The sequence below is a fragment of the Thermohalobacter berrensis genome, from assembly GCF_003609645.1.
GTDB lineage: Bacteria > Bacillota > Clostridia > Tissierellales > Thermohalobacteraceae > Thermohalobacter > Thermohalobacter berrensis.
In genome coordinates this window covers 497,560-518,046 of record NZ_MCIB01000001.1, presented here as the reverse complement: position 1 = coordinate 518,046, position 20,487 = coordinate 497,560, and the positions used below count along the sequence as shown (strand labels likewise).

At 29.5% G+C, this 20,487-nt stretch carries 22 protein-coding genes; 21 read left to right on the top strand and 1 reads right to left on the bottom strand.

The features are described from left to right. Window positions 1-28 precede the first annotated feature (28 nt). From dnaJ to larC2, 10 genes are all read left to right on the top strand, one after another. On the top strand, window positions 29-1,174 hold the full coding sequence (gene dnaJ / locus BET03_RS02710; protein WP_120166967.1) for a molecular chaperone DnaJ: 1,146 nt from the start codon (window positions 29-31) through the stop codon (window positions 1,172-1,174). A gap of 148 nt (window positions 1,175-1,322) precedes the next feature. Next, complete coding sequence (prmA, locus tag BET03_RS02705) at window positions 1,323-2,273, top strand: 50S ribosomal protein L11 methyltransferase (protein WP_120166965.1); 951 nt, start codon at window positions 1,323-1,325, stop codon at window positions 2,271-2,273. Window position 2,274: 1 nt separating this feature from the next. Continuing rightward, window positions 2,275-3,024 carry a 16S rRNA (uracil(1498)-N(3))-methyltransferase gene (locus BET03_RS02700; RefSeq protein ID WP_120166963.1) on the top strand — a complete coding sequence of 250 codons (750 nt, stop codon included), beginning with the start codon at window positions 2,275-2,277 and terminating at the stop codon, window positions 3,022-3,024. Further along, a complete protein-coding gene (gene mtaB, locus BET03_RS02695) occupies window positions 3,025-4,326 on the top strand; it encodes a tRNA (N(6)-L-threonylcarbamoyladenosine(37)-C(2))-methylthiotransferase MtaB (protein ID WP_120166961.1) in 1,302 nt (433 codons plus the stop codon). It abuts the gene before it with no gap. 73 nt (window positions 4,327-4,399) lie between these two features. Further along, window positions 4,400-4,744, top strand: a complete 345-nt coding sequence (locus BET03_RS02690; RefSeq protein ID WP_120166959.1) for a histidine triad nucleotide-binding protein — start codon at window positions 4,400-4,402, stop codon at window positions 4,742-4,744. A gap of 97 nt (window positions 4,745-4,841) precedes the next feature. Continuing rightward, window positions 4,842-5,021, top strand: a complete 180-nt coding sequence (rpsU, locus tag BET03_RS02685) for a 30S ribosomal protein S21 (RefSeq protein ID WP_120166957.1) — start codon at window positions 4,842-4,844, stop codon at window positions 5,019-5,021. Between the two features lie 11 nt (window positions 5,022-5,032). Then, the gene (locus BET03_RS02680; protein ID WP_120166955.1) at window positions 5,033-5,476 is read left to right on the top strand and encodes a GatB/YqeY domain-containing protein; all 444 of its coding nucleotides are present in this window, start codon (window positions 5,033-5,035) and stop codon (window positions 5,474-5,476) included. A gap of 178 nt (window positions 5,477-5,654) precedes the next feature. Next, window positions 5,655-6,416: a nickel pincer cofactor biosynthesis protein LarB gene (gene larB / locus BET03_RS02675; protein WP_120166953.1), complete on the top strand. Its 762-nt coding sequence runs from the start codon at window positions 5,655-5,657 to the stop codon at window positions 6,414-6,416. A 20-nt stretch (window positions 6,417-6,436) separates the two neighbouring features. Then, window positions 6,437-7,183 (top strand): nickel pincer cofactor biosynthesis protein LarC, encoded by a 747-nt coding sequence (gene larC / locus BET03_RS14095; RefSeq protein WP_279230316.1) that lies wholly within the window; start codon window positions 6,437-6,439, stop codon window positions 7,181-7,183. A gap of 2 nt (window positions 7,184-7,185) precedes the next feature. Beyond that, the gene (larC2, locus tag BET03_RS14090; protein ID WP_279230315.1) at window positions 7,186-7,617 is read left to right on the top strand and encodes a nickel pincer cofactor biosynthesis protein LarC2; all 432 of its coding nucleotides are present in this window, start codon (window positions 7,186-7,188) and stop codon (window positions 7,615-7,617) included. A 28-nt stretch (window positions 7,618-7,645) separates the two neighbouring features. On the opposite strand, the gene BET03_RS02665 is transcribed toward larC2, so the two are convergent. Further along, window positions 7,646-9,100, bottom strand: a complete 1,455-nt coding sequence (locus BET03_RS02665; RefSeq protein ID WP_120166951.1) for a nicotinate phosphoribosyltransferase — start codon at window positions 9,098-9,100, stop codon at window positions 7,646-7,648. 215 nt (window positions 9,101-9,315) lie between these two features. On the opposite strand from BET03_RS02665, the gene BET03_RS02660 reads away from it, so the two are divergent. From BET03_RS02660 to BET03_RS02610, 11 genes are all read left to right on the top strand, one after another. Continuing rightward, on the top strand, window positions 9,316-10,605 hold the full coding sequence (locus BET03_RS02660) for an NfeD family protein (RefSeq protein WP_243096837.1): 1,290 nt from the start codon (window positions 9,316-9,318) through the stop codon (window positions 10,603-10,605). Between the two features lie 13 nt (window positions 10,606-10,618). Further along, on the top strand, window positions 10,619-11,623 hold the full coding sequence (floA, locus tag BET03_RS02655) for a flotillin-like protein FloA (RefSeq protein ID WP_120166947.1): 1,005 nt from the start codon (window positions 10,619-10,621) through the stop codon (window positions 11,621-11,623). Between the two features lie 12 nt (window positions 11,624-11,635). Next, window positions 11,636-12,085 (top strand): hypothetical protein, encoded by a 450-nt coding sequence (locus BET03_RS02650; RefSeq protein WP_120166945.1) that lies wholly within the window; start codon window positions 11,636-11,638, stop codon window positions 12,083-12,085. 152 nt (window positions 12,086-12,237) lie between these two features. Further along, a complete protein-coding gene (gene yqfC, locus BET03_RS02645) occupies window positions 12,238-12,516 on the top strand; it encodes a sporulation protein YqfC (RefSeq protein ID WP_120166943.1) in 279 nt (92 codons plus the stop codon). Window positions 12,517-12,528: 12 nt separating this feature from the next. Then, complete coding sequence (gene yqfD / locus BET03_RS02640; RefSeq protein ID WP_120166941.1) at window positions 12,529-13,728, top strand: sporulation protein YqfD; 1,200 nt, start codon at window positions 12,529-12,531, stop codon at window positions 13,726-13,728. A 2-nt stretch (window positions 13,729-13,730) separates the two neighbouring features. Next, on the top strand, window positions 13,731-14,708 hold the full coding sequence (locus BET03_RS02635; RefSeq protein WP_120166939.1) for a PhoH family protein: 978 nt from the start codon (window positions 13,731-13,733) through the stop codon (window positions 14,706-14,708). A gap of 18 nt (window positions 14,709-14,726) precedes the next feature. Further along, the gene (locus tag BET03_RS02630; RefSeq protein WP_120166937.1) at window positions 14,727-16,847 is read left to right on the top strand and encodes an HD family phosphohydrolase; all 2,121 of its coding nucleotides are present in this window, start codon (window positions 14,727-14,729) and stop codon (window positions 16,845-16,847) included. After that, on the top strand, window positions 16,828-17,286 hold the full coding sequence (gene ybeY, locus BET03_RS02625; RefSeq protein WP_120166935.1) for an rRNA maturation RNase YbeY: 459 nt from the start codon (window positions 16,828-16,830) through the stop codon (window positions 17,284-17,286). The genes BET03_RS02630 and ybeY overlap by 20 nt, the downstream gene beginning before the upstream one ends. A 69-nt stretch (window positions 17,287-17,355) precedes the next feature. After that, the gene (locus BET03_RS02620; RefSeq protein ID WP_120166933.1) at window positions 17,356-18,054 is read left to right on the top strand and encodes a diacylglycerol kinase; all 699 of its coding nucleotides are present in this window, start codon (window positions 17,356-17,358) and stop codon (window positions 18,052-18,054) included. Window positions 18,055-18,071: 17 nt separating this feature from the next. After that, complete coding sequence (locus BET03_RS02615; protein WP_120166931.1) at window positions 18,072-19,358, top strand: hemolysin family protein; 1,287 nt, start codon at window positions 18,072-18,074, stop codon at window positions 19,356-19,358. Between the two features lie 9 nt (window positions 19,359-19,367). Then, a complete protein-coding gene (locus BET03_RS02610; protein ID WP_120166928.1) occupies window positions 19,368-20,477 on the top strand; it encodes a DUF3048 domain-containing protein in 1,110 nt (369 codons plus the stop codon). The last annotated feature ends 10 nt before the right edge of the window (window positions 20,478-20,487 follow it).

Sequence of the window (20,487 nt, the reverse complement as noted above, 5' to 3'; positions counted from 1 at the left end):
GGTTTTTAATGTTGAGAGGTGGTATATAGTGAGCAAAAGGGATTATTATGAGGTTTTAGGTGTTGACAGAAATGCTAGCCAACAAGACATCAAAAGAGCATATAGAAAACTTGCTAAGAAATATCACCCTGATTTAAACCCTAATAATAAAGAAGCTGAACAAAAATTTAAAGAAATTAAAGAAGCCTATGAAGTATTAAGTGATTCAGACAAAAGGGCAAGATATGACCAATTTGGTCATGCAGGTGTAGATGAAGATGCTGCAGGGGGTTTTGGCGGATTTGGTGGATTTGGCCACGGTGCAGGTGGCTTTGGTGATATTTTTGACGATATATTTGATATGTTTGGTGGAGGATTTTCCTCTAGAAAAAGAAATACAGGACCTAAAAAAGGTGCAAATCTAAAAATTACCTTAGATATAAAGTTTGAAGAAGCAGCCTTTGGAACAGAAAAGGAAATCAAGGTAAAGCGAACAGAAGATTGTACTGTTTGTAATGGAACAGGGGCTAAACCTGGTTCAAATAAATCAACTTGTTCTCAATGTAACGGAACTGGTGAAGTAAGATATGCACAAAGAACACCCTTTGGTCAGTTTGTTAATGTTAGAACCTGTGATAAATGTCATGGAACTGGGGAAGTTATAGAAGAACCTTGTAGCAAATGTGGGGGAACAGGTAAGGAAAAAAGAATAAAAAAGATTACTTTAAAGGTTCCAGCAGGTGTAGATACAGGTTCTGTAATTCCTTTAAGGGGAGAAGGAGAACCAGGAGAAAGAGGAGGTCCAAGGGGAGACCTATATGTTTATATAAATGTATTACCACATAAATATTTTAAAAGAGATGGCTATGACATATATTATGAAATGCCAATATCTTTTGTTCAGGCAGCATTAGGAGCTGAAGTGGAAGTTCCAACGGTAGATGGGAAGGTAAAATATAAAATTCCTGAGGGAACTCAACCTGACACAGTTTTCAGACTAAAGAACAAGGGTATATCATATCTTGGTGGAAATGGAAAAGGAGACCAATATGTTAAGTTGAAAATACAAGTTCCCCAAAAATTAAATGAAGAGCAAAAACAAATATTAAAAAAGTTTGCAGAAGTGTCAGGTGAAAAAATAAATGAAACTAAGAAAGGCTTTTTTGATAAAGTTAAGGATGCTTTTGGAGGATAAAATAATCACTCCATAAATTTATGGAGTGATTATTGTTTTTGTTGTTTTTAAAATATATAACTAGTTTTTTTTGAAATTATAGGGTATAATAAAGTGAGAATTTATGTGGACGGCTAATCTTACTTATATTAAAAAGGATGGGGATTATATGAAATGGATTGAAATCCAAATTAAAACTACCACAGAAGCTGTTGAAGCTGTATCCAATATTTTATATGATGCTGGAGTTGGAGGTGTAGTAATAGAAGATCCAAAGGATATTCTCATGAGAGATCAGAATGAGGATGACTGGGATTACGTAGACCCTAATCTATTAAAACATGACTTTGAAGGTGCAATCGTTAAAGGATACCTTCCAGAAAGTGAAGACTTAATAGACAAGATTGAATTAATTAAGCAAAATGTAGAAAAAATACCTCAGTATAATCTTGATAAAGGATTGGGAGAAGTTACAACAACAGAAGTTTATGAAAAAGATTGGGCACACGCTTGGAAAAAATATTATAAGCCTAAAAAAGTAGGAGAAAAAATAGTCGTTAAACCCTCATGGGAGGAGTATAAAAAAAGTTCGGATGATGAAATAGTAATAGAGTTAGACCCTGGAATGGCCTTTGGGACAGGAACCCATGAAACTACAATTATGTGTATAAAACAACTTGAGAAATATGTACATCCTTTTGATGTAGTATTTGATATAGGATGTGGTACGGGAATTCTATCCATAGCTGCTGCTAAACTTGGTGCAATAAGTGTTGTTGGCGTAGATTTAGACGAGGTATCTGTTAAAGTTTCTAGGGAAAATGTAAGAAAAAATGGAGTTGCTAATACTGTTCAAATAAGACACGGAAATTTACTAGGTGTTGTAAATAGTAAAGCCAATATAATTGTAGCCAATATTATAGCAGAGGTTATTACAGTTCTTGCAAAGGATATTTCAGACTTTTTACTTGAAGATGGAGTTTTTATTGCTTCAGGAATTATTTTAGAAAAAATTGATAAAGTAAAAAAAGCTTTAGAAGATAATGGCCTTCAAGTTGTTGATTGTATTAAAATGGGAGAATGGGCATGTTTAGTTTCAAAGTTAAAAGAGGGGTCTTGATATGAATAGATTCTTTGTAAATAAAGATAATATAAAAGAAGGCAGAGTCATTATAGAAGGAGAAGATGTTAAACATATAAGAAATGTTTTACGGCTTAATGAAGGTGATTTAATAACTGTTTGTGATTGCCAAAAGAACGATTATTTAGTAGAAATAACTGATATCAAAAAAAATTATGTTCAATGCAATATATTGGAAAAGAGTAAATCCAAAGGTGAACCAAACTTAGAAGTTGTATTGTATCAAGGTATTCCTAAATCAAGTAAAATGGACTTAATAATTCAGAAGGCTACTGAGTTGGGTATTAGTCAAATAGTACCTGTTGAAATGAAAAGAAGTGTAGTTAAATTAAAAAATGAAAAAAAGGAACAAAAAAAGTTAAATAGATGGAGAAGAATAGCTAAAGAAGCTGCAAAACAATGTAGAAGGGGAATAATACCTGCAGTAAGTGAAATTGTAAGTTTTAATGAAATGCTAAAATCCTTAGAAAAAGAAGAATTTATATTAGTTCCTTATGAAAATGAAGATAAAGTTGGATTGAAGGATATTTTGGCTAAAAATAAAGGGAAACATAAAGTTAATATAATAATTGGACCTGAAGGAGGCTTTGAAGAAGAAGAAATAGATAATATTAACAAACTTAACTGGCATGTAGTGTCACTAGGTCCAAGAATATTAAGAACCGAAACTGCTGGATTTACTGTATTATCTATAGTTATGTATGAGCTTGGAGATTTAGGAGTGATTTAAATGAATTCCGTAGCTTTTTATACCTTAGGTTGTAAAGTTAACCAATATGATACAGAGGCAATGATGGAATTATTTCAGAAAAAAGGATATAAAGTTGTAGATGCTAACCAGAAAGCAGATATATATGTTATAAACACATGTACAGTAACCAATTTAGGGGACAAGAAGTCAAGACAATTTATTAGAAAAGCAAAACGATTAAATGAAAATGCAGTAGTTGCAGTAGTAGGTTGCTATGCCCAGACTTCACCTGACGAGGTTTTAAATATTGAGGAAGTTGACCTTGTTTTGGGGACAAATAATAGAAATAAAATAGTAGAGCTTTGTGAAGAAGCTAAAAATGAAAGTATAAAGATAAATGCCGTTGAAGATATAATGAAAGTAAGAGATTTTGAGGAAATGTCAATTATAGAAGTAAAAGGTAAAACTAGAGCATTTTTAAAAATACAGGAAGGATGTAACCAATATTGTTCATATTGTATTATACCTTATGCAAGAGGTACAGTTAGAAGCAGAGAAATGGACAATATAATAACAGAAGTTAAAAATCTAGCTTCAAAGGGATTCAAAGAAATAGTTTTAACGGGGATACACATTGCATCTTATGGTAAAGACCTAAAGGGAATAAAACTTATTGATGTTATAGAAAATATACATAATATAGAAGGGATAGAAAGAATTCGGCTAAGCTCATTAGAACCTACAATTATAACAGATGAATTTATGAATAGGTTTGCAAACCTTAAAAAAGTATGTAATCATTTCCATCTATCACTTCAAAGCGGAAGTGACACAGTACTTAAAAGGATGAATAGAAAATATTCTACAGACAGATATAAAGAGTCAGTTGATATTATTAGAAAATATCTACCAGACTCAAGTATAACTACAGATATTATTGTAGGATTTCCAGGTGAAACTGATAAAGAGTTTATAGAAACATATAACTTTATTAAAGAAATTGGTTTCTCAAAAATACATGTATTTAAATATTCACCTAGAAAAGGAACACCAGCTGCTAAGTTTAAAAATCAAATAGACGGAAATACAAAAAGTAAGAGAAGTAAGATTTTAATTGAACTGGCTAGTGAGCTTACTAAAAATTATAATAAGAAGTTTATTGGAAGAACAATGGATGTTTTATTTGAAGAGAAATCAAAAAACATGAAAGGATGTATGGAAGGATATACTACAAACTATATAAGGGTTATATCAGAGGCCGATGAATCTGTTGAAGGGAAAATTTTGAAAGTTAAAATTAAAGAAGCTATTGGAGAAAATTTATTTGGTGAAATAGTATAAGTTAGAGGAATTTAATTGTTTATGTTGAATATATAGAAGTATGGGAAGCTTTTGCAAGGAGGTGAAACAAAAAATGTCAGAATGTATTTTCTGTAAAATAATTAACGGAGAAATACCTAGTGATAAAGTATATGAAGATGAAAAAGTTATAGCTTTTAATGACATTAATCCACAAGCTCCTGTTCATATATTAGTGATACCAAAGGAACATATTTCATCAATAAAGGAAATTGATGAAAATAATGGCGATATAATAAAACATATTCATTTGGTAATTAACAGAATTGCAAAGGAAAAAGGATTAGATGAAAAAGGCTTTAGAATAGTTAATAATTGTGGTGAGGAAGGTGGTCAAACCGTTGGACATCTTCACTACCATTTATTAGGTGGAAGACAATTACAATGGCCTCCAGGTTAATTTTAACTATATATAGATTATTTTAACTATAACAAACAGCAACTATAATCCACTTTCTGTTTAATTTGGCAGTTAGTGGGAGAGGGGAGGGATAAAGATGACAGAAGTAAGAATAAAAAAGAATGAATCTTTAGACAGTGCTCTAAGAAGATTTAAAAGACAGTGTGCAAGAGATGGAATAATATCAGAAATTAAAAAAAGAGAGTACTATGAAAAGCCAAGCGTTAGGCGTAAAAAAAAGGCAGAAGCTGCAAGAAGAAAAAATAAAAGAAGATAGAAGGTGATAATATGTCACTTAAGGATAAATTAATGTCAGACCTTAAAGTAGCCATGAAAAATAAAGATAAAATAAGAAAAAATGCTATTACAATGGTTAGAGCTGCTATTAAGCAAAAAGAGGTAGATGAGAGAAAAGAATTAACAGATGAAGATATTATTCAAATTATCTCTAAACAGGTTAAACAAAAAAGAGATTCATTAGAAGATTTTAAAAAGGGGAATAGAGAAGATTTAGTTGAATTAACTGAAAAAGAGATAGAAATACTTAAAGAATATCTACCAAAACAGTTAACTGAAGAAGAAATTGAAGAACTTGTAAAGCAGACTATCGAAGAGGTAGAAGCTGAAAGTAAAAAGGATATGGGGAAAGTAATGTCTGCAATTATGCCTAAGGTTAGAGGTAGAGCAGATGGTAGTCTTGTTAACAAAATAGTTCAAAAACATTTACAATAAAACCTGAATATGAAGATATTCAGGTTTTATTACATAAATAAATTTGTTCCCCTCTCCTAAAGGGAAAAAATGCGACCACTTAAATATAACGTGGTCGCATTTTGTAAATTTGGTATATTTTTTGGTATAATGTATGCAACAAAAATAGAACAATTAAAATTTAGAAAGGAGATTTATGTTGGAAGCCGAAAAAATAAAATCTATATTAATGGATATAAAAAAAGGAAAACTAGATATAGAAACTGGATTGACAAAATTAAAGGATTTACCCTTTGAAGATCTAAGCTATGCAAAAATTGACCATCATAGAGGATTAAGGCAAGGATACCCTGAAGTTATATATTGTGAAGGGAAGTCAATTGAACATATAAAGGGTATTGTAAAGAAAATGCTAGAACGTAATAGTAATATATTAGCTACTAGGGCAAATAAAGAAGTATATGAAGCATTAAAAGATACTACAGAAGATATCGAATATAATGAGATGGCTAGAATAATTATGATTAGAAAAAATGAAATAAAAAAGAGTAAAAGTAAAATTCTAGTTGTAACAGGTGGAACTTCCGATATTCCAGTGGCTGAAGAAGCAGCAATTACTGCTGAATTTTTAGGAAATACAGTGGAGAAACTGTATGATGTTGGTGTTGCTGGTATACATAGATTGTTATCACATAGAAAAAATTTAGATGAAGCAAATGTTATAATTGTAGTGGCAGGAATGGAAGGGGCCTTAGCTAGTGTTGTAGGTGGACTAGTTGACAAACCTGTTATAGCAGTTCCTACAAGTGTAGGTTATGGAGCAAATTTTAATGGTTTAGCGGCATTACTTGCAATGCTTAATAGTTGTGCTAGTGGAGTTTCAGTAGTAAATATTAACAATGGGTTTGGTGCTGGATATTTTGCTAGCACAATAATAAAACAAATAGATAAAATTAAGTAATCTTAAGAGGAGGAAAACAATTGGAAGAAAGATTTTTGTATTTTGATTGCTTATCAGGAATTAGTGGAGATATGACTATTGGTGCTTTATTGGATTTAGGCGTTAATAAAGAAGAATTTATTAAAGAATTAAACAAGCTCAATTTAGATGGATATGAAATCCAGATAAAAAAAGGTAAAAAAAATGGAATAACAGGAACAGATTTTAAAGTAATTATAAAGAATGATGAAGAAAGTAATCATGTTCATAGAAATTTACATGATATTAATAATATTATTGATAATAGTCAATTAAATGAAAATGTAAAAAAACTAAGCAAAGAAATTTTCAAAATAGTAGCAAATGCTGAGGCAAAGATACATGATAAAGAAATAGATAATATTCACTTTCATGAAGTAGGAGCTGTTGATTCTATAGTTGACATAGTAGGAACAGCTATTTGTATAGATAAACTTAATATAGATAAAGTATATGCTTCTCCTTTGCATATAGGAACAGGATTTGTTAATTGTGCACATGGAAATATACCTGTTCCTGCACCAGCCACTTTAGAAATTTTAAAGGATATTCCTGTATACTCTAAAGGAATTAAATCAGAATTAGTAACTCCTACAGGTGCTGCAATTGTAAAAGCCCTTTCTGAAAAATTTATTCCTATTCCAGATATGACTTTAGATGAAATTGGATATGGATTAGGAAAGAAAGATTTAGAAATAGCAAATGTTTTAAGAGTAATAATAGGTAAAAAAAAACTAAAGAAAGTTTAGTTATGCTTGAAACAAATATAGATGATATGAATCCAGAATCTTACTCATATATTATACCTTTACTGTTGGAGAAGGGAGCCTTAGATGTTTATTTAACTAATATTATCATGAAAAAAAATAGACCAGGTATAAAGATAAATGTTCTTTGTAATGAAGAAAATTGTAGTAAGCTTGAAGAAATATTATTTACTGAAACTACAACTTTAGGAATAAGAAAATATAAAATTGAAAGGGTTAAATTAAATAGAGAGTTTACAAAAATTAAAACTAAGTATGGCATTGTTACGATTAAAAAAGCATTAAAGGATGGAGAAACTATAAAATATGCACCAGAATACGAAGAGTGCAAAAAAATTGCAGAAGATTTAAAGATTCCTTTAAATAAAGTTTATCAAGAAATAATATGTGAATTTAATAGGTACTTAAATAAGTAAAGCACAAATCCAAAATTGGATTTGTGCTTTATTTACTATTCATACTTTCATAAATTAATTTTTCCTTTAAATTATAAAGGTTGTCTGATAAACATACATGCATAACTTCAGGGTTAGTAAGCCTTTTGTATTCCTCCCATAATGTATTTAGTTCTCTCTGACAATGATTTCTTATTTCCATTACTGGAGGTGTTTTGTAGACACATTCTCCATTAATAAAGATAGGAACTAATAGTTCTTTAAGCTTGTAGGTACCTGATTTTAGTGTTTTTACCTTCCATCTATGTGTTTCATCGTATAAAGTTAAAGTAGAGTTTTCATCTAAATGTTCATTGTCTAAAGTAATAAAATCTGAAATAATTTTATTTGTCTTTTTGTCATATATTCTATAAACCTTTTTCTTACCAGGGTTAGTAATTTTTTCAGGATTGTTAGAAAGTTTTATCTTAGGTATTCCCTTTTCTCCATTTTGAATTTGTACCAGTTTATAAACTCCTCCAAGGGCAGGATCATCTTTTGCTGTTATCTGCTTTGTTCCTACTCCCCATACAGAAATTTTAGCTCCTTGAATTTTTAGCTCTTGGATTAGATATTCATCTAAGTCACTAGATGCACTTATTACAGCATCCTTAAAACCTGCATCATCTAACATTTTCCTAGCTTCCTTAGATAAATATGCTAGATCACCACTATCTAGCCTGATACCATATAATCTTGGCTTAATATTTGCGTCTCTCATTTCTTTAAAAACCTTTATAGCATTTGGCACACCACTTTTGAGAGTATTATAAGTATCGACAAGTAATAAGCAAGAATCAGGATACTTTTTAGCAAATCTTCTAAAAGCAGTAAGTTCATCTTCATAAAACATTACCATACTATGGGCATGGGTTCCCTTTACAGGAATATTAAACTTTTTGCCTGCTAAAACATTACTAGTTCCGTCACAGCCACCTATTATTGCTGCCCTTGCACCATATACAGAAGCATCAGGTCCTTGGGCTCTTCTTAAACCAAATTCTAAAACAGTATCATTTTTTGCAGCCCATTTAACTCTAGCAGCTTTAGTTGCAATTAAAGTTTGATGGTTTATTATATTTAAAATTGCTGACTCTATAATTTGTGCCTGAATTATTGGTGCTTCTATTCTAATTAATGGCTCTTTAGGAAATACAACTGTTCCTTCAGGTACGGCATATATAGTTCCAGTAAACTTAAAATCCTTTAGATAATTAAGAAATTTATCATCAAAAACATTAAGATTTCTTAAATATTCTATATCTTCTGGGGAAAAGTTTAAATTTTTTATATATTCAATAAGCTGTTGAAGTCCTGCAAAAACTGCATATCCACCATTAAAAGGATTTTTTCTGTAAAACATATCAAAAACAACCCTTTGATTATGGTCCTGATTTTCATAGAAAATTTGGTTCATAGTTAGTTCGTAGAAATCGGTAAGTAGAGCGAGTTTTCTGCTATCCATAGGTTACCTCCTATATAATATCTAATTTTTAAGAATTAATATATATTATGTAGAGTAAAATTATAATTTTAGAAACTCTTTAATATTATATCATATAATATTGATAGATTTGCAAACTATCTTGTTTATATTAATATTCTCATATATTTATTATTACATAAACATACTAATAATTTACAAAATATAGTATAATGATAATTAAAGGAGGTGATTTAGTGAAGTCAAACAAAACCATAATTAGCTTTCTACTTGTAATTTTTTTTATTTTTAGCTCTTTTTCAGTATTTGCAGAAAACTCAAAAGATGTTTATGTTATTCCAATAAAGGGAGAAATAAATAAAGCTACTTATCAATTTATAAAGAAAAATGTAGATATGATTATTGATAAAGAACCTATGGCAATAGTCTTTGAAATTGACACATACGGTGGATTAGTAAAATCAGCTGAAGATATAAAAAATTTAATCATGAATTTAGAAATACCTACTATAGCTTTTGTAAATACAAAAGCAGAATCAGCAGGTGTACTTATCACAATTGCTTGTGACAAAATTGTAATGGCTGAAGGGGCAACTATTGGGTCAGCAGAAACAATACCTAATACAGAAAAAATATTGTCATGGTGGGTTGAAACGTTAAAGGCAACTGCTCAACAAAGAGGTAGAGACCCTCAACTTGTAGCAGCTATGGCAGATAAAGATATTGAGATAGATGATATAGTTGCTAAGGGAAAACTCTTAAATTTAAGTTATAAAAGGGCAGAACAATTAGGCTTTATAGACTTAGTTTCAAATGAATATGATAATTTTTTAGATAAATTAAATATCTCATATAATAATATCATTAAGATAGAAACAAATGCGAGAGTAAAATTAGCCAACATGTTAACAAATCCGTACATATCTGGAATATTAATATTTATAGGCTTTATAGGTCTTCTAATAGAAGTTTTTACACCAGGTTTTGGTGCAGGGGGGACTATAAGTTTTATTTCCTTTGCTCTATTCTTTGGAGGAAGTATCCTTGCTGGCAATACTGGTTGGGGAGTGCTTATTTTATTTATAGCTGGTCTAGCTTTATTATTAATCGAAGCTGCAATACCAGGTTTTGGCGTGCCAGGCATTGGTGGAATAGCCCTTTTTGTTGTAAGTATTGTATTAGCCTCAGATAATATAGAAATTGGTATCCTTTCTGTTGGAATATCCATAATTTTAACTATTGTAATAGCAATATTACTATTAAAATATGGGTACAAAAGTCCCTATTTAGATAGAATTATATTATCTTCTAAACAAGAAAATAAAAGTGGTTATGTTAGTATAGCTTCAAGGGAAAACTATTTAAATAAAGAGGGAATAGCAATTACCTCTTTAAGACCAGCAGGAACAATAGAAATAGATGGAGATAGAGTAGACGCAGTAACTGAAGGAGGATATATAGATAAGGGTTCTAAAGTAAAGGTACTAAAAGTAGAAGGACCTAGAGTTGTTGTAAGGAAAATTTAAGGAGGTTTTATTTATGCCAAGTAGTATTATTTTTATTCTTATAATCATTATTGCTGCTGTTATTTTTTTCTCAATACTATTTACGTTTATACCAGTTGGGTTATGGATAACAGCGTATTTTGCAGGAGTTAAAATTGGCTTTTTTACACTAGTAGGTATGAGGCTAAGAAGGGTAATCCCTTCTAAAATAGTTGGACCATTAATAAAAGCAACAAAAGCGGGTCTAGATTTAAGTGTAGATAAGCTAGAAGCCCATTATTTAGCAGGTGGAGATGTTAACAGTGTAGTAGATGCCTTAATAGCAGCCCAAAGGGCTAATATTAATTTACAGTTTGAAAGAGCTGCTGCTATAGATTTAGCAGGTAGAAATGTATTAGAGGCTGTTCAGGTAAGTGTTAATCCTAAAGTTATAGAAACACCTAAGGTTGCTGCTGTTGCCAAAGATGGAATAGAAGTAATGGTAAAGGCAAGGGTTACAGTTAGGGCAAATATAGAAAGACTTGTTGGTGGAGCTGGAGAAGAAACAATAATTGCAAGGGTTGGTGAAGGTATTGTAACAACAGTAGGTAGTGCAGAAAGCCATAAAAAGGTATTAGAAAACCCAGATAGTATCTCAAGGACTGTTTTGGATAAAGGATTAGATGCTGGGACTGCCTTTGAGATTCTTTCAATAGATATTGCTGATGTAGATGTTGGTAGAAATATAGGTGCTAAGTTACAAACAGACCAAGCTGAAGCTGATAAGAGAATTGCTCAGGCTAAGGCAGAGGAAAGAAGGGCAATGGCAGTTGCAAGAGAGCAAGAAATGAAGGCTGAAGTTCAATCAATGAGGGCTAAAGTTGTAGAGGCAGAAGCAGAAGTACCACTGGCAATTTCTAAGGCTTTAAAAGATGGAAATATAGGTGTAATGGATTATTATAAACTTAAAAATATATTAGCAGATACTGATATGAGAGATGCAATATCTAAGCTAAATAAATCAGATGAAAAGAATAACAGGGGTAATGATAAAATTTAGGGATGTGAGTATATGGATTTTTTAGGTGATATACTTAAGGTTTTTTTTATAATAGGAATCCCAATTATTTTAAAATCTTTAAAAGATAAAAAGGAAATAAATGCTAAAAAAAATATAAAGCAAAGAAAAAAAGTAAATACTATTAATAAAAAAAGAATAGAAAAAGCTGAAAATACAGTTACCTTTAATGTTGAAGATGAAAAAACAAATAAACCAAGTGAATATATGGAAACTAACCTTGAAAAGGGAATTGATAAAATTAAAGATGAAGGAAATATAGATTGTACTATAGAGGATAAAAATAGGCATAAAAAAGAAGATGTAAAAAAAGATGAAATAAGGGATGAGATAAGAGAAAATGAAATAGGAATTGGAAATGTTAAGTTAAGTTTTAAGGAAGATGAGATAATAAAGGGTATACTTATGGCAGAGATACTAAAAAAACCTAAAGGATTAGAGTAAAGCAGGCAATCGCCTGCTTTTATTTTTTGTATTGCTTGTAAATTTGTATTTAACAATAAAAGGATAAATTTTTTCTTTTTTATTTAACATTTAAAATCAGTAATACTAATTGTTATATATACATAAATTTTATATATGGAGGAGGGCTTTTTGTGAGTAAAAAAGTAGAGGAAGTAAAAGAAAGTTTATCTGAAATGTTAGAGTTACCTAAAGATATAGTTTTGGATTTGCCTAAGATTACTATGATTGGTAATTTACAAATTTATATAGAAAATCATAAAGGTATTATTGAATATAATAAGCAGAGAATACGAATTAACACAAATAATGGTTTATTAAGAATTATTGGTAAAAACTTAAGTATTAGAACTATAGTAACTGAAGAAATAATAATAGCTGGTGAAATTGAATCAGTTGAATTTGATACTTAAGGGGTGTTATACTTGTTAGTAATAAGAATATGGAATTATTTTAGAGGATATGTTATTATTAAAATTGAAGGTTTGACTTTGGAAAAATTTATTAATTTAGCAATAGCAAAGGGTATTTATCTATGGGATATAGTTAGGTATGATTATACAACACTTGAAGCTAAAGTAGGAATAAAAGGTTTTAAAGAATTGAGAGATGTTGTTAAAAAAGTTGGATGTAGAGTTTCAATAGTTGAGAAAAAAGGATATCCATTTTTAGTCCATAAATTAAGATATAGAAAGATGCTTGCTTTTGGTTTTGTTATAGCTTTAGCTATAGTGATTTTTTTGACTTCTTTTATATGGAGTATAGATGTTATAAATAATGAAAAAATAGAAGATGAGTATATAATAGACTATTTGCAAAGTTTAGGTATAAAACCAGGTATATTAAAGTATAATATTGATACTCAAGAACTTAAAAGGATGCTATTAACAGATTTAGATGTTATATCCTATGCCCATGTAGAAATAAAAGGTACAAAACTAATAGTTGATATTAAAGAAAGAGAAAAAATAATAAAAAAGATAAAAGAAAATGTTCCTTGTCATATAGTTGCTAAGAAAAAAGCAGTTATTCAGAAGGTTATAGCTAAAAATGGAAAAAGTGTAGTTGAAAAAGGAGATATAGTAAAAAAGGGGCAAATACTGATATCAGGAATAATAGAGGATCCAAAACTTGAAAATCCACTTTTAGTTCATTCAGAAGGTACTATCTATGGAAAGACGTGGTATAAATTAGAAATTAGAGAACCTATATATAAAATCATAAAGAATGAAACTGGAAGAATATATAAATCTAGGGAAATTAAAATAGGTAATAAGAAAATTCAAATGATGGAAGGAGACATACCGTTTAATAACTATATAAAGAAAACTAAGGAAAAAAATATCTTGAAGTGGGGAGATATGAAACTTCCCACAAAGATTTTGATACATGAATATAGAGAGGTAGAAGTAGAAAGAGTTAAACAAAATGTTGATTCACTTAAGCAACAGACAACTGTTAAAGGTGTTCAACAAATAATGGATAAACTACCCAAAAACGCTAGAGTTGTTTCAAAAGATGTTGAATTTTCAATAGAAGATAATACTTTAATTACTAAAATAAATATAGGAGTTATAGAGGAAATTGGTATTAAACAAAAAATTAATTATAGTAGGGAGGATTAATATTGACAAAAGAAACTCAAGAAAAAAATATCTTAATAGAAGAAGTAGATTATACTAGAGAGTTATTTGGGAATTTTGATGAAAATATTAAAATTATTGAGAAAGAATTTGATGTAAACATTGTTTCAAGGCAGGGTGAAATAAGAATTATAGGGTATGAACCAAATATTTCTATAGTTGAGAAGCTAATTTTTAAACTACTAGAAATGATTAAAACTGAAGGCAGGCTGACAAAACAAAGAGTAAGGTATGCTATAAAATTAGTTTGTGAAGGACAAGAAGATAAAATAAAACAATTATTAGATGATGTGGTTTGTATTACTGCCAAAGGTAAAAGTATAAAACCGAAAACCCTTGGTCAAAAGAGATATATAGATGCAGTAAGGAAAAATGATATTGTTTTCTCAATTGGTCCTGCAGGAACAGGGAAAACTTACCTTGGAATGGCTATGGCTGTAACGGCTTTTAAGAATGAAGAAGTAAATAGAATTATTTTGACAAGACCTGCTGTGGAAGCTGGAGAAAAGTTAGGTTTTTTACCTGGTGATCTTCAAGAAAAGGTAGATCCATATTTAAGACCTCTATATGATGCATTATTTGATATTTTAGGACCTGAAAAATACTCAAAATTAATGGATAAAGGCTTAATTGAAGTAGCCCCTCTTGCTTATATGAGGGGAAGAACACTAGATTCATCATTTGTTATATTAGATGAGGCCCAAAATACTACACCTGAGCAGATGAAGATGTTTTTAACGAGGTTAGGTTTTGGTTCTAAAGCTATAATTACTGGAGATGTAACTCAGACGGATTTACCTAAGGGTAAATCTTCTGGTTTAAAGCAAGTGATGAAAATATTAAATGGTATTAAAGGAATAGAGTTTATTACATTAACAAACCATGATGTTGTAAGACATCAGCTTGTTCAAAGAATAATAGAGGCATATGAAAGATATGAGAATAAAAAAGGGGAAGAATAAAATTACGGGGGAAAAATTATGTTCTCTTATATTAAGTTAAAACTGGACAAACTTTCTAACAATACTTTTTTAAAATTTTTTAAAAAGACCTTTGTGCAACAAATAACTCTGGTAACAGTTTTTACTATTTTATTATTTATAATTGTTGTTAATAACATAGCTCAAGAAAAAATAAGTGTTGAAATCGGAGATATTGCTCCTAAAGATGTAAGAGCTACAAAAGATATTGTTGATAGTGTAAAGACTAGAGAATTAAAACTTAAAGTAATGGAAGAAGTTGAACCAAGACATAGGGTAGACCCATCAATACAAGTAAAAGTAAAAAATGAAATAAAAGAATTTTTTGAATTAGTCTATGAAGTAAAAGAATATGAAGATACTACCTTTGAAACAAAAGTAAAGTTATTAGCACAAGATTCTAATATTGACTTGACAAATGAAAACTATAATGCTGCATTGAAAGCTTCAAAAGAGTCATTAAATATGCTTGAAAGTAATATAAGTGATATTTTATCACAAATAATGGGAACAGGTATAAAAAAGGAAGAACTTGAATACGAAAAAGAAAATGTAAAGAAAATATTTAATAGTTTAGATGATTTACCTAAAAATTTAAAGATACTAGGTATTAATATTGTTAATAAAAGTATAAGACCTAATCGTTTTCTAGATAAAGAAACAACAGACCAAAAAAGAAGAGAAGCAGCAGAACAAATATCACCAGTTATTGTCAAAGAAGGAGAATTAATAGTAAAAAAAGGTGAAAAAGTCGATGAAAGAATATTTGAGTTAATAAAAAGCACAGGGCTATTAAAGGAGAAAAATGGAATTGACTATAGTTTAAATATTGGAACCCTTTTTATTGTATTGTTATTAGAGGGTATAGTTATTTCTTATTTATATATTTTTGAAAGAAGAACTATTAATGATGTAAAACATTTAGTAATTCTTTCAATAATTATATTATCAGTCATTCTTATTTCTAAAGGTATAAGTGGAATTTCTGGTTATCTTATTCCAATATCCGCTGCAACTATGTTAATTTCAATTTTAATTGATGCCAAGTTAGCTATATTAATAAACTTTGTACTGGCTATTATAATTGGCATGATAACTGGTAATGACGTAAATAATATTATTATGTTGCTAATTGGTGGAACCGTTGGAGCCTTTGGTGTTATAAACACAAATCAAAGGCATAATATTTTTTTAACTGGTTTAATAGTAGGTGTCGCTAATGTTCTTACAATACTTTCATTTGGGTTAATTGCTGATGTTAGAATTCAGGAACTATTAAGTAAAGTTATTTATGGGTTATTAAATGGATTGTTTAGTTCTATATTAACTATTGGTTCGTTACCATTATGGGAGAGTATTTTTAGTATTCTTACACCTTTAAAATTATTAGAGCTTTCAAATCCCAACCATCCATTATTAAAAAAGCTATTACTAGAAGCCCCTGGAACATATCATCATAGTATTATAGTAGGAAACTTAAGTGAGGCTGCTGCCGAAGCAATTGAGGGTAATACACTTATAGCTAGAGTTGGAGCATATTATCATGATGTAGGGAAATTAAAAAGGCCTTATTTATTTAAGGAAAATCAGTTTAATAATGAAAACCCTCATAATAAATTGAATCCAAGTTTAAGTACTTTAATTATTACTAGTCATGTTAAAGATGGAGTAGAAATGGCTCAAAAATATAAACTACCTAACGTTATAACTAATATAATTAGAGAACATCACGGAAATACTTTAGTTGCTTACTTTTATCATAAAGCACTAAATTGTGAAAATAATGAACATATTGATGAAGATAACTTTAGGTATGATGGACCTAAGCCCCAAACTAAAGAAGCAGCTATAATTATGATGGCTGATTCAGTTGAAGCTGCAGTAAGGTCTATGAAAAATCCTACGAAGGGAAAAATTGAAAAGTTAGTTAGAGAAATTATCAAAAATAAATTAAATGATGGCCAATTGGATGAATGTAATTTAACCCTTAAAGATTTAGATGTAATTGCTAATGCCTTTTCGAATGTCTTATTAGGAATATTTCATGAAAGAATAGAGTATCCTAAACTTGATTTAAAAGATTTAAAAGGAGGAAAGCTAAGTGGAGCTTCTAATAGATAATAGGCAAGAGGAAATAAAAATAGATGAAGAAATTATAAAAATAGTTAAGGAAGTAGTAAATGAATGTTTAAATTTAGAGGGAAAAAATAAAAATTATGAAATAAGTATTTCCTTTGTAAATGATGAGGAAATTCGAATTTTAAATAGAGATTTTAGAGGGAAGGATAAACCAACTGATGTTTTATCTTTTCCAATGGAAGATGATGAAGAAGTAACTGATTATACACCTATTCTTGGAGATATCGTAATATCTGCACCTACTGCAATTAGACAAGCAAAAGAGTATGGACATTCTATAAAAAGGGAAATTGCATACTTGACTGCCCATAGTATGTTTCATCTTATGGGTTATGACCATAAAACAGAAGATGAAAAGAAAATTATGAGAACAAAAGAAAAACAGGTAATGAGAAAATTAGGTATATTTAGAGAAGAATAGAATATTAGATTTTATAATAAATTTAATTTATTAATTTTTTATAATTTTTCCTAGAAAAAGGGGTTTTTTATGAAAGTAAGAAAACTGATTGATAGTTTTAATTATGCAGTAGAGGGTATTATATATACATTAAGAACTCAAAAAAATATGAGAATTCATTTTGTTACTGCTTTTTTTGTACTGCTTTTAAGCTTATTTTTTAATTTTAATAGAATTGAATTATTATTATTAATTTTTACTATTGCCTTGGTAATAATAGCTGAAATGATAAATACATCTATCGAAAAAGCAATAGATTTGTTTACACAGGAATACCATCCTTTAGCAAAAATATCTAAAAATGTTGCAGCTGGAGCAGTGCTAATAGCTGCATTTAATTCAATAGTTGTAGCATATCTTTTATTTTTTGATAGGGTAAGTCCATATACTAAATTAATGATATTAAAAATTAAAAATTCATCGGTCCATTTGACCTTTATTAGTATTATTTTAGTAATTATTTTTACTATTTCAATTAAAACAAAAACAGGTTACGGGACACCCTTTAAGGGAGGACTGGTAAGTGGACATGCTGCAATAGCATTTTCTGTAGCTACATCAATAACTTTCATTGCTAAGAGTACCCTTGTAGCTACATTAAGTTTTATAATTGCAGTTCTAGTAGCACAAAGTAGAATTGAAGGAAAAATACATTCGACAATCCAAGTATTTGCTGGAGCTATTTTAGGGATACTTATTACTGTATTAATTTTTCAGTTTATTGGTTAATTTAGGAGGGATTATACTTGTCGGATATCGAATTATATGTCCGTTTAGTTATACTATTAGTTTTATTAATTTTATCTGGAGTGTTTTCAAGCTCTGAAACAGCTTTAACTTCTATGGATATAATTAGATTGAAAAAGCTAGAAGAGGATGATAAAAAAGCAGCTAAAATACTAAAGAGAATAAAGAAAAAAATGAACACTATGTTAGCTACAATTTTAATTGGAAACAATTTAGTTAATATTGCTGCAACTGCAATTATGACAGAGTTAATTGTTGAGATATTTAAAGGGAAAGGCAGTACTTTAATAGCTACAGGTATTATGACCGTATTAATATTAATATTTGGAGAAGTTACACCAAAAACTTTTGCAAATCAAAATCCTGAAAAGGTTTCAGCAAAAGTAGGATATACTCTAGAAAAACTGTCTATATTATTTAAACCTATAATTTTTATATTAAATAAAATTACTTCCATTACGATAAAGATAATGGGAGGAGATATGTCTAAAAATGAACCCTTTATTACAGAAGAAGATTTGAAATCTCTTATGGATGTTGGTGAAGAGGAAGGGGTTTTAAAACATCAAGAAAAAGAAATGATTGAGGGAGTTTTTGAGATTGATGATATAGATGTAACAGAAGTAATGGTTCCCAGAATAGATATTGTAGCAATATCAGAAGATGCAACCATTGAAGAAGCTCTAGATTTAATTATTAGATTTGGTCATTCTAGGATACCAGTATTTGAGGATACAATTGATAATATTATTGGTATATTATATGCAAAGGACATTTTACCTTATTTTTTTACTAAAAGGGATAAAATAACCAATAAAACTATAAGAGAACTAATGCGTCAAGCCTATTATGTACCTGAAACCAAAAAAGTAAGTCAGCTTTTAAAGGAATTTCAACACAATAAAATTCATATGGCTATTGTTTTAGATGAATATGGTGGAACAGAAGGTCTTGTAACTATAGAAGATATTTTAGAGGAAATAGTCGGAGATATATTAGATGAATTCGATAATGAAATAGATTTGATTGAGAAGAAAAAAACAGGTGAATATTTAGTAAAAGCTGAAATTTCATTAGAAGAAATAAATGAGCAATTAAATCTTGATTTACCAGAAGAAGATTTTGAATCTTTAGGGGGATTTGTGTTTAGTACATTAGGAAGGGTTCCTATAAAGGGAGATTTTATCAAATATAGAGGATATAAAATGATTGTAACAAGTGTAGTAAACCGAAGAATAAAACAAATAAAAATAGAGAAGATTGAAGAATCTAAAAAAATAGAGTAGGTGATATATATGCAAAAAAGAAATATACTACTAATATTATTAATAATTCCTATGGTATTTTCTTTAATAGGTTGTAGCAAAAGTGAAGATACAATATCTAATACAGATAATTTAAAGAGTAAAGGAGAAACTAAAAATGAATTAGATGAAAAAAAGAGTGACTCTGAAGATGAGAATGAACAAGATTTATTAAATAATAAAGAAGATGTACCTAAGAAAGAGGGAGTCCCTTCACCTTTAAGTGGATTGTATGGTCCTGAGGAAAAAATAAAAAGAAGACCAGTAGCAGTAATGATTGATAACCATCCAAGAGCTAGATGGCAGGCTGGATTAAGTAAAGCAGAAATCATTTATGAATTTTTAGTAGAAGGACCCTATACTAGATATATGGCTATGTTTTTAAAGAATGACCCAAAACATATTGGTCCTGTAAGGAGTGCAAGACCATATTTTATAACAACCTCATTAGAATATGATGCTGTTTATGTTCATTGTGGAGGGAGTCAACAGGCTTTATCTGATATAAAAAAATTAAGACTTGCTGATATTGATGCACTTGCTAGTAAAGCTGATGTTTTTTGGAGATACTATAAAACTGGAAAGAGGGCACCAAATAACTTATACACAAATATAGATGTTATTAGAAGAACGCAAAAAGAGAGAAGGTACAGGAATAAAGGAGAATTTGAAGGCTTAAAATTTAATGAAAAAGATATACAAATAGATGGTATTAAAGCCAATGAAGTTATAATTAAATATTTTCCTAATAATGTGACTAAATACGTATACGATGAAGAACAGAAAGTATATAAAAGGTATAAAGATGGCAAACTACACATAGATGAATATAATAATGAAGAAATAATAGCTAAAAACATTATAATTCAAGAAGCAAAAACTAGAGTTATTGATAACAAAGGAAGACTTTCAATAGATTTAATAGGAAAGGGAAAGGGAATGTATATAACAAATGGAAAGGCAATAGAAATTACCTGGGAAAAAGATACTAAAAGAAGTAAAACAAAGTATATTGACAAAAATGGTAATGAAATAAGACTAAACCCAGGAGTTACTTGGATTCAAGTAACGAAAGCAAATCCTAATATTACAATAAAATAGGAGGATTTTG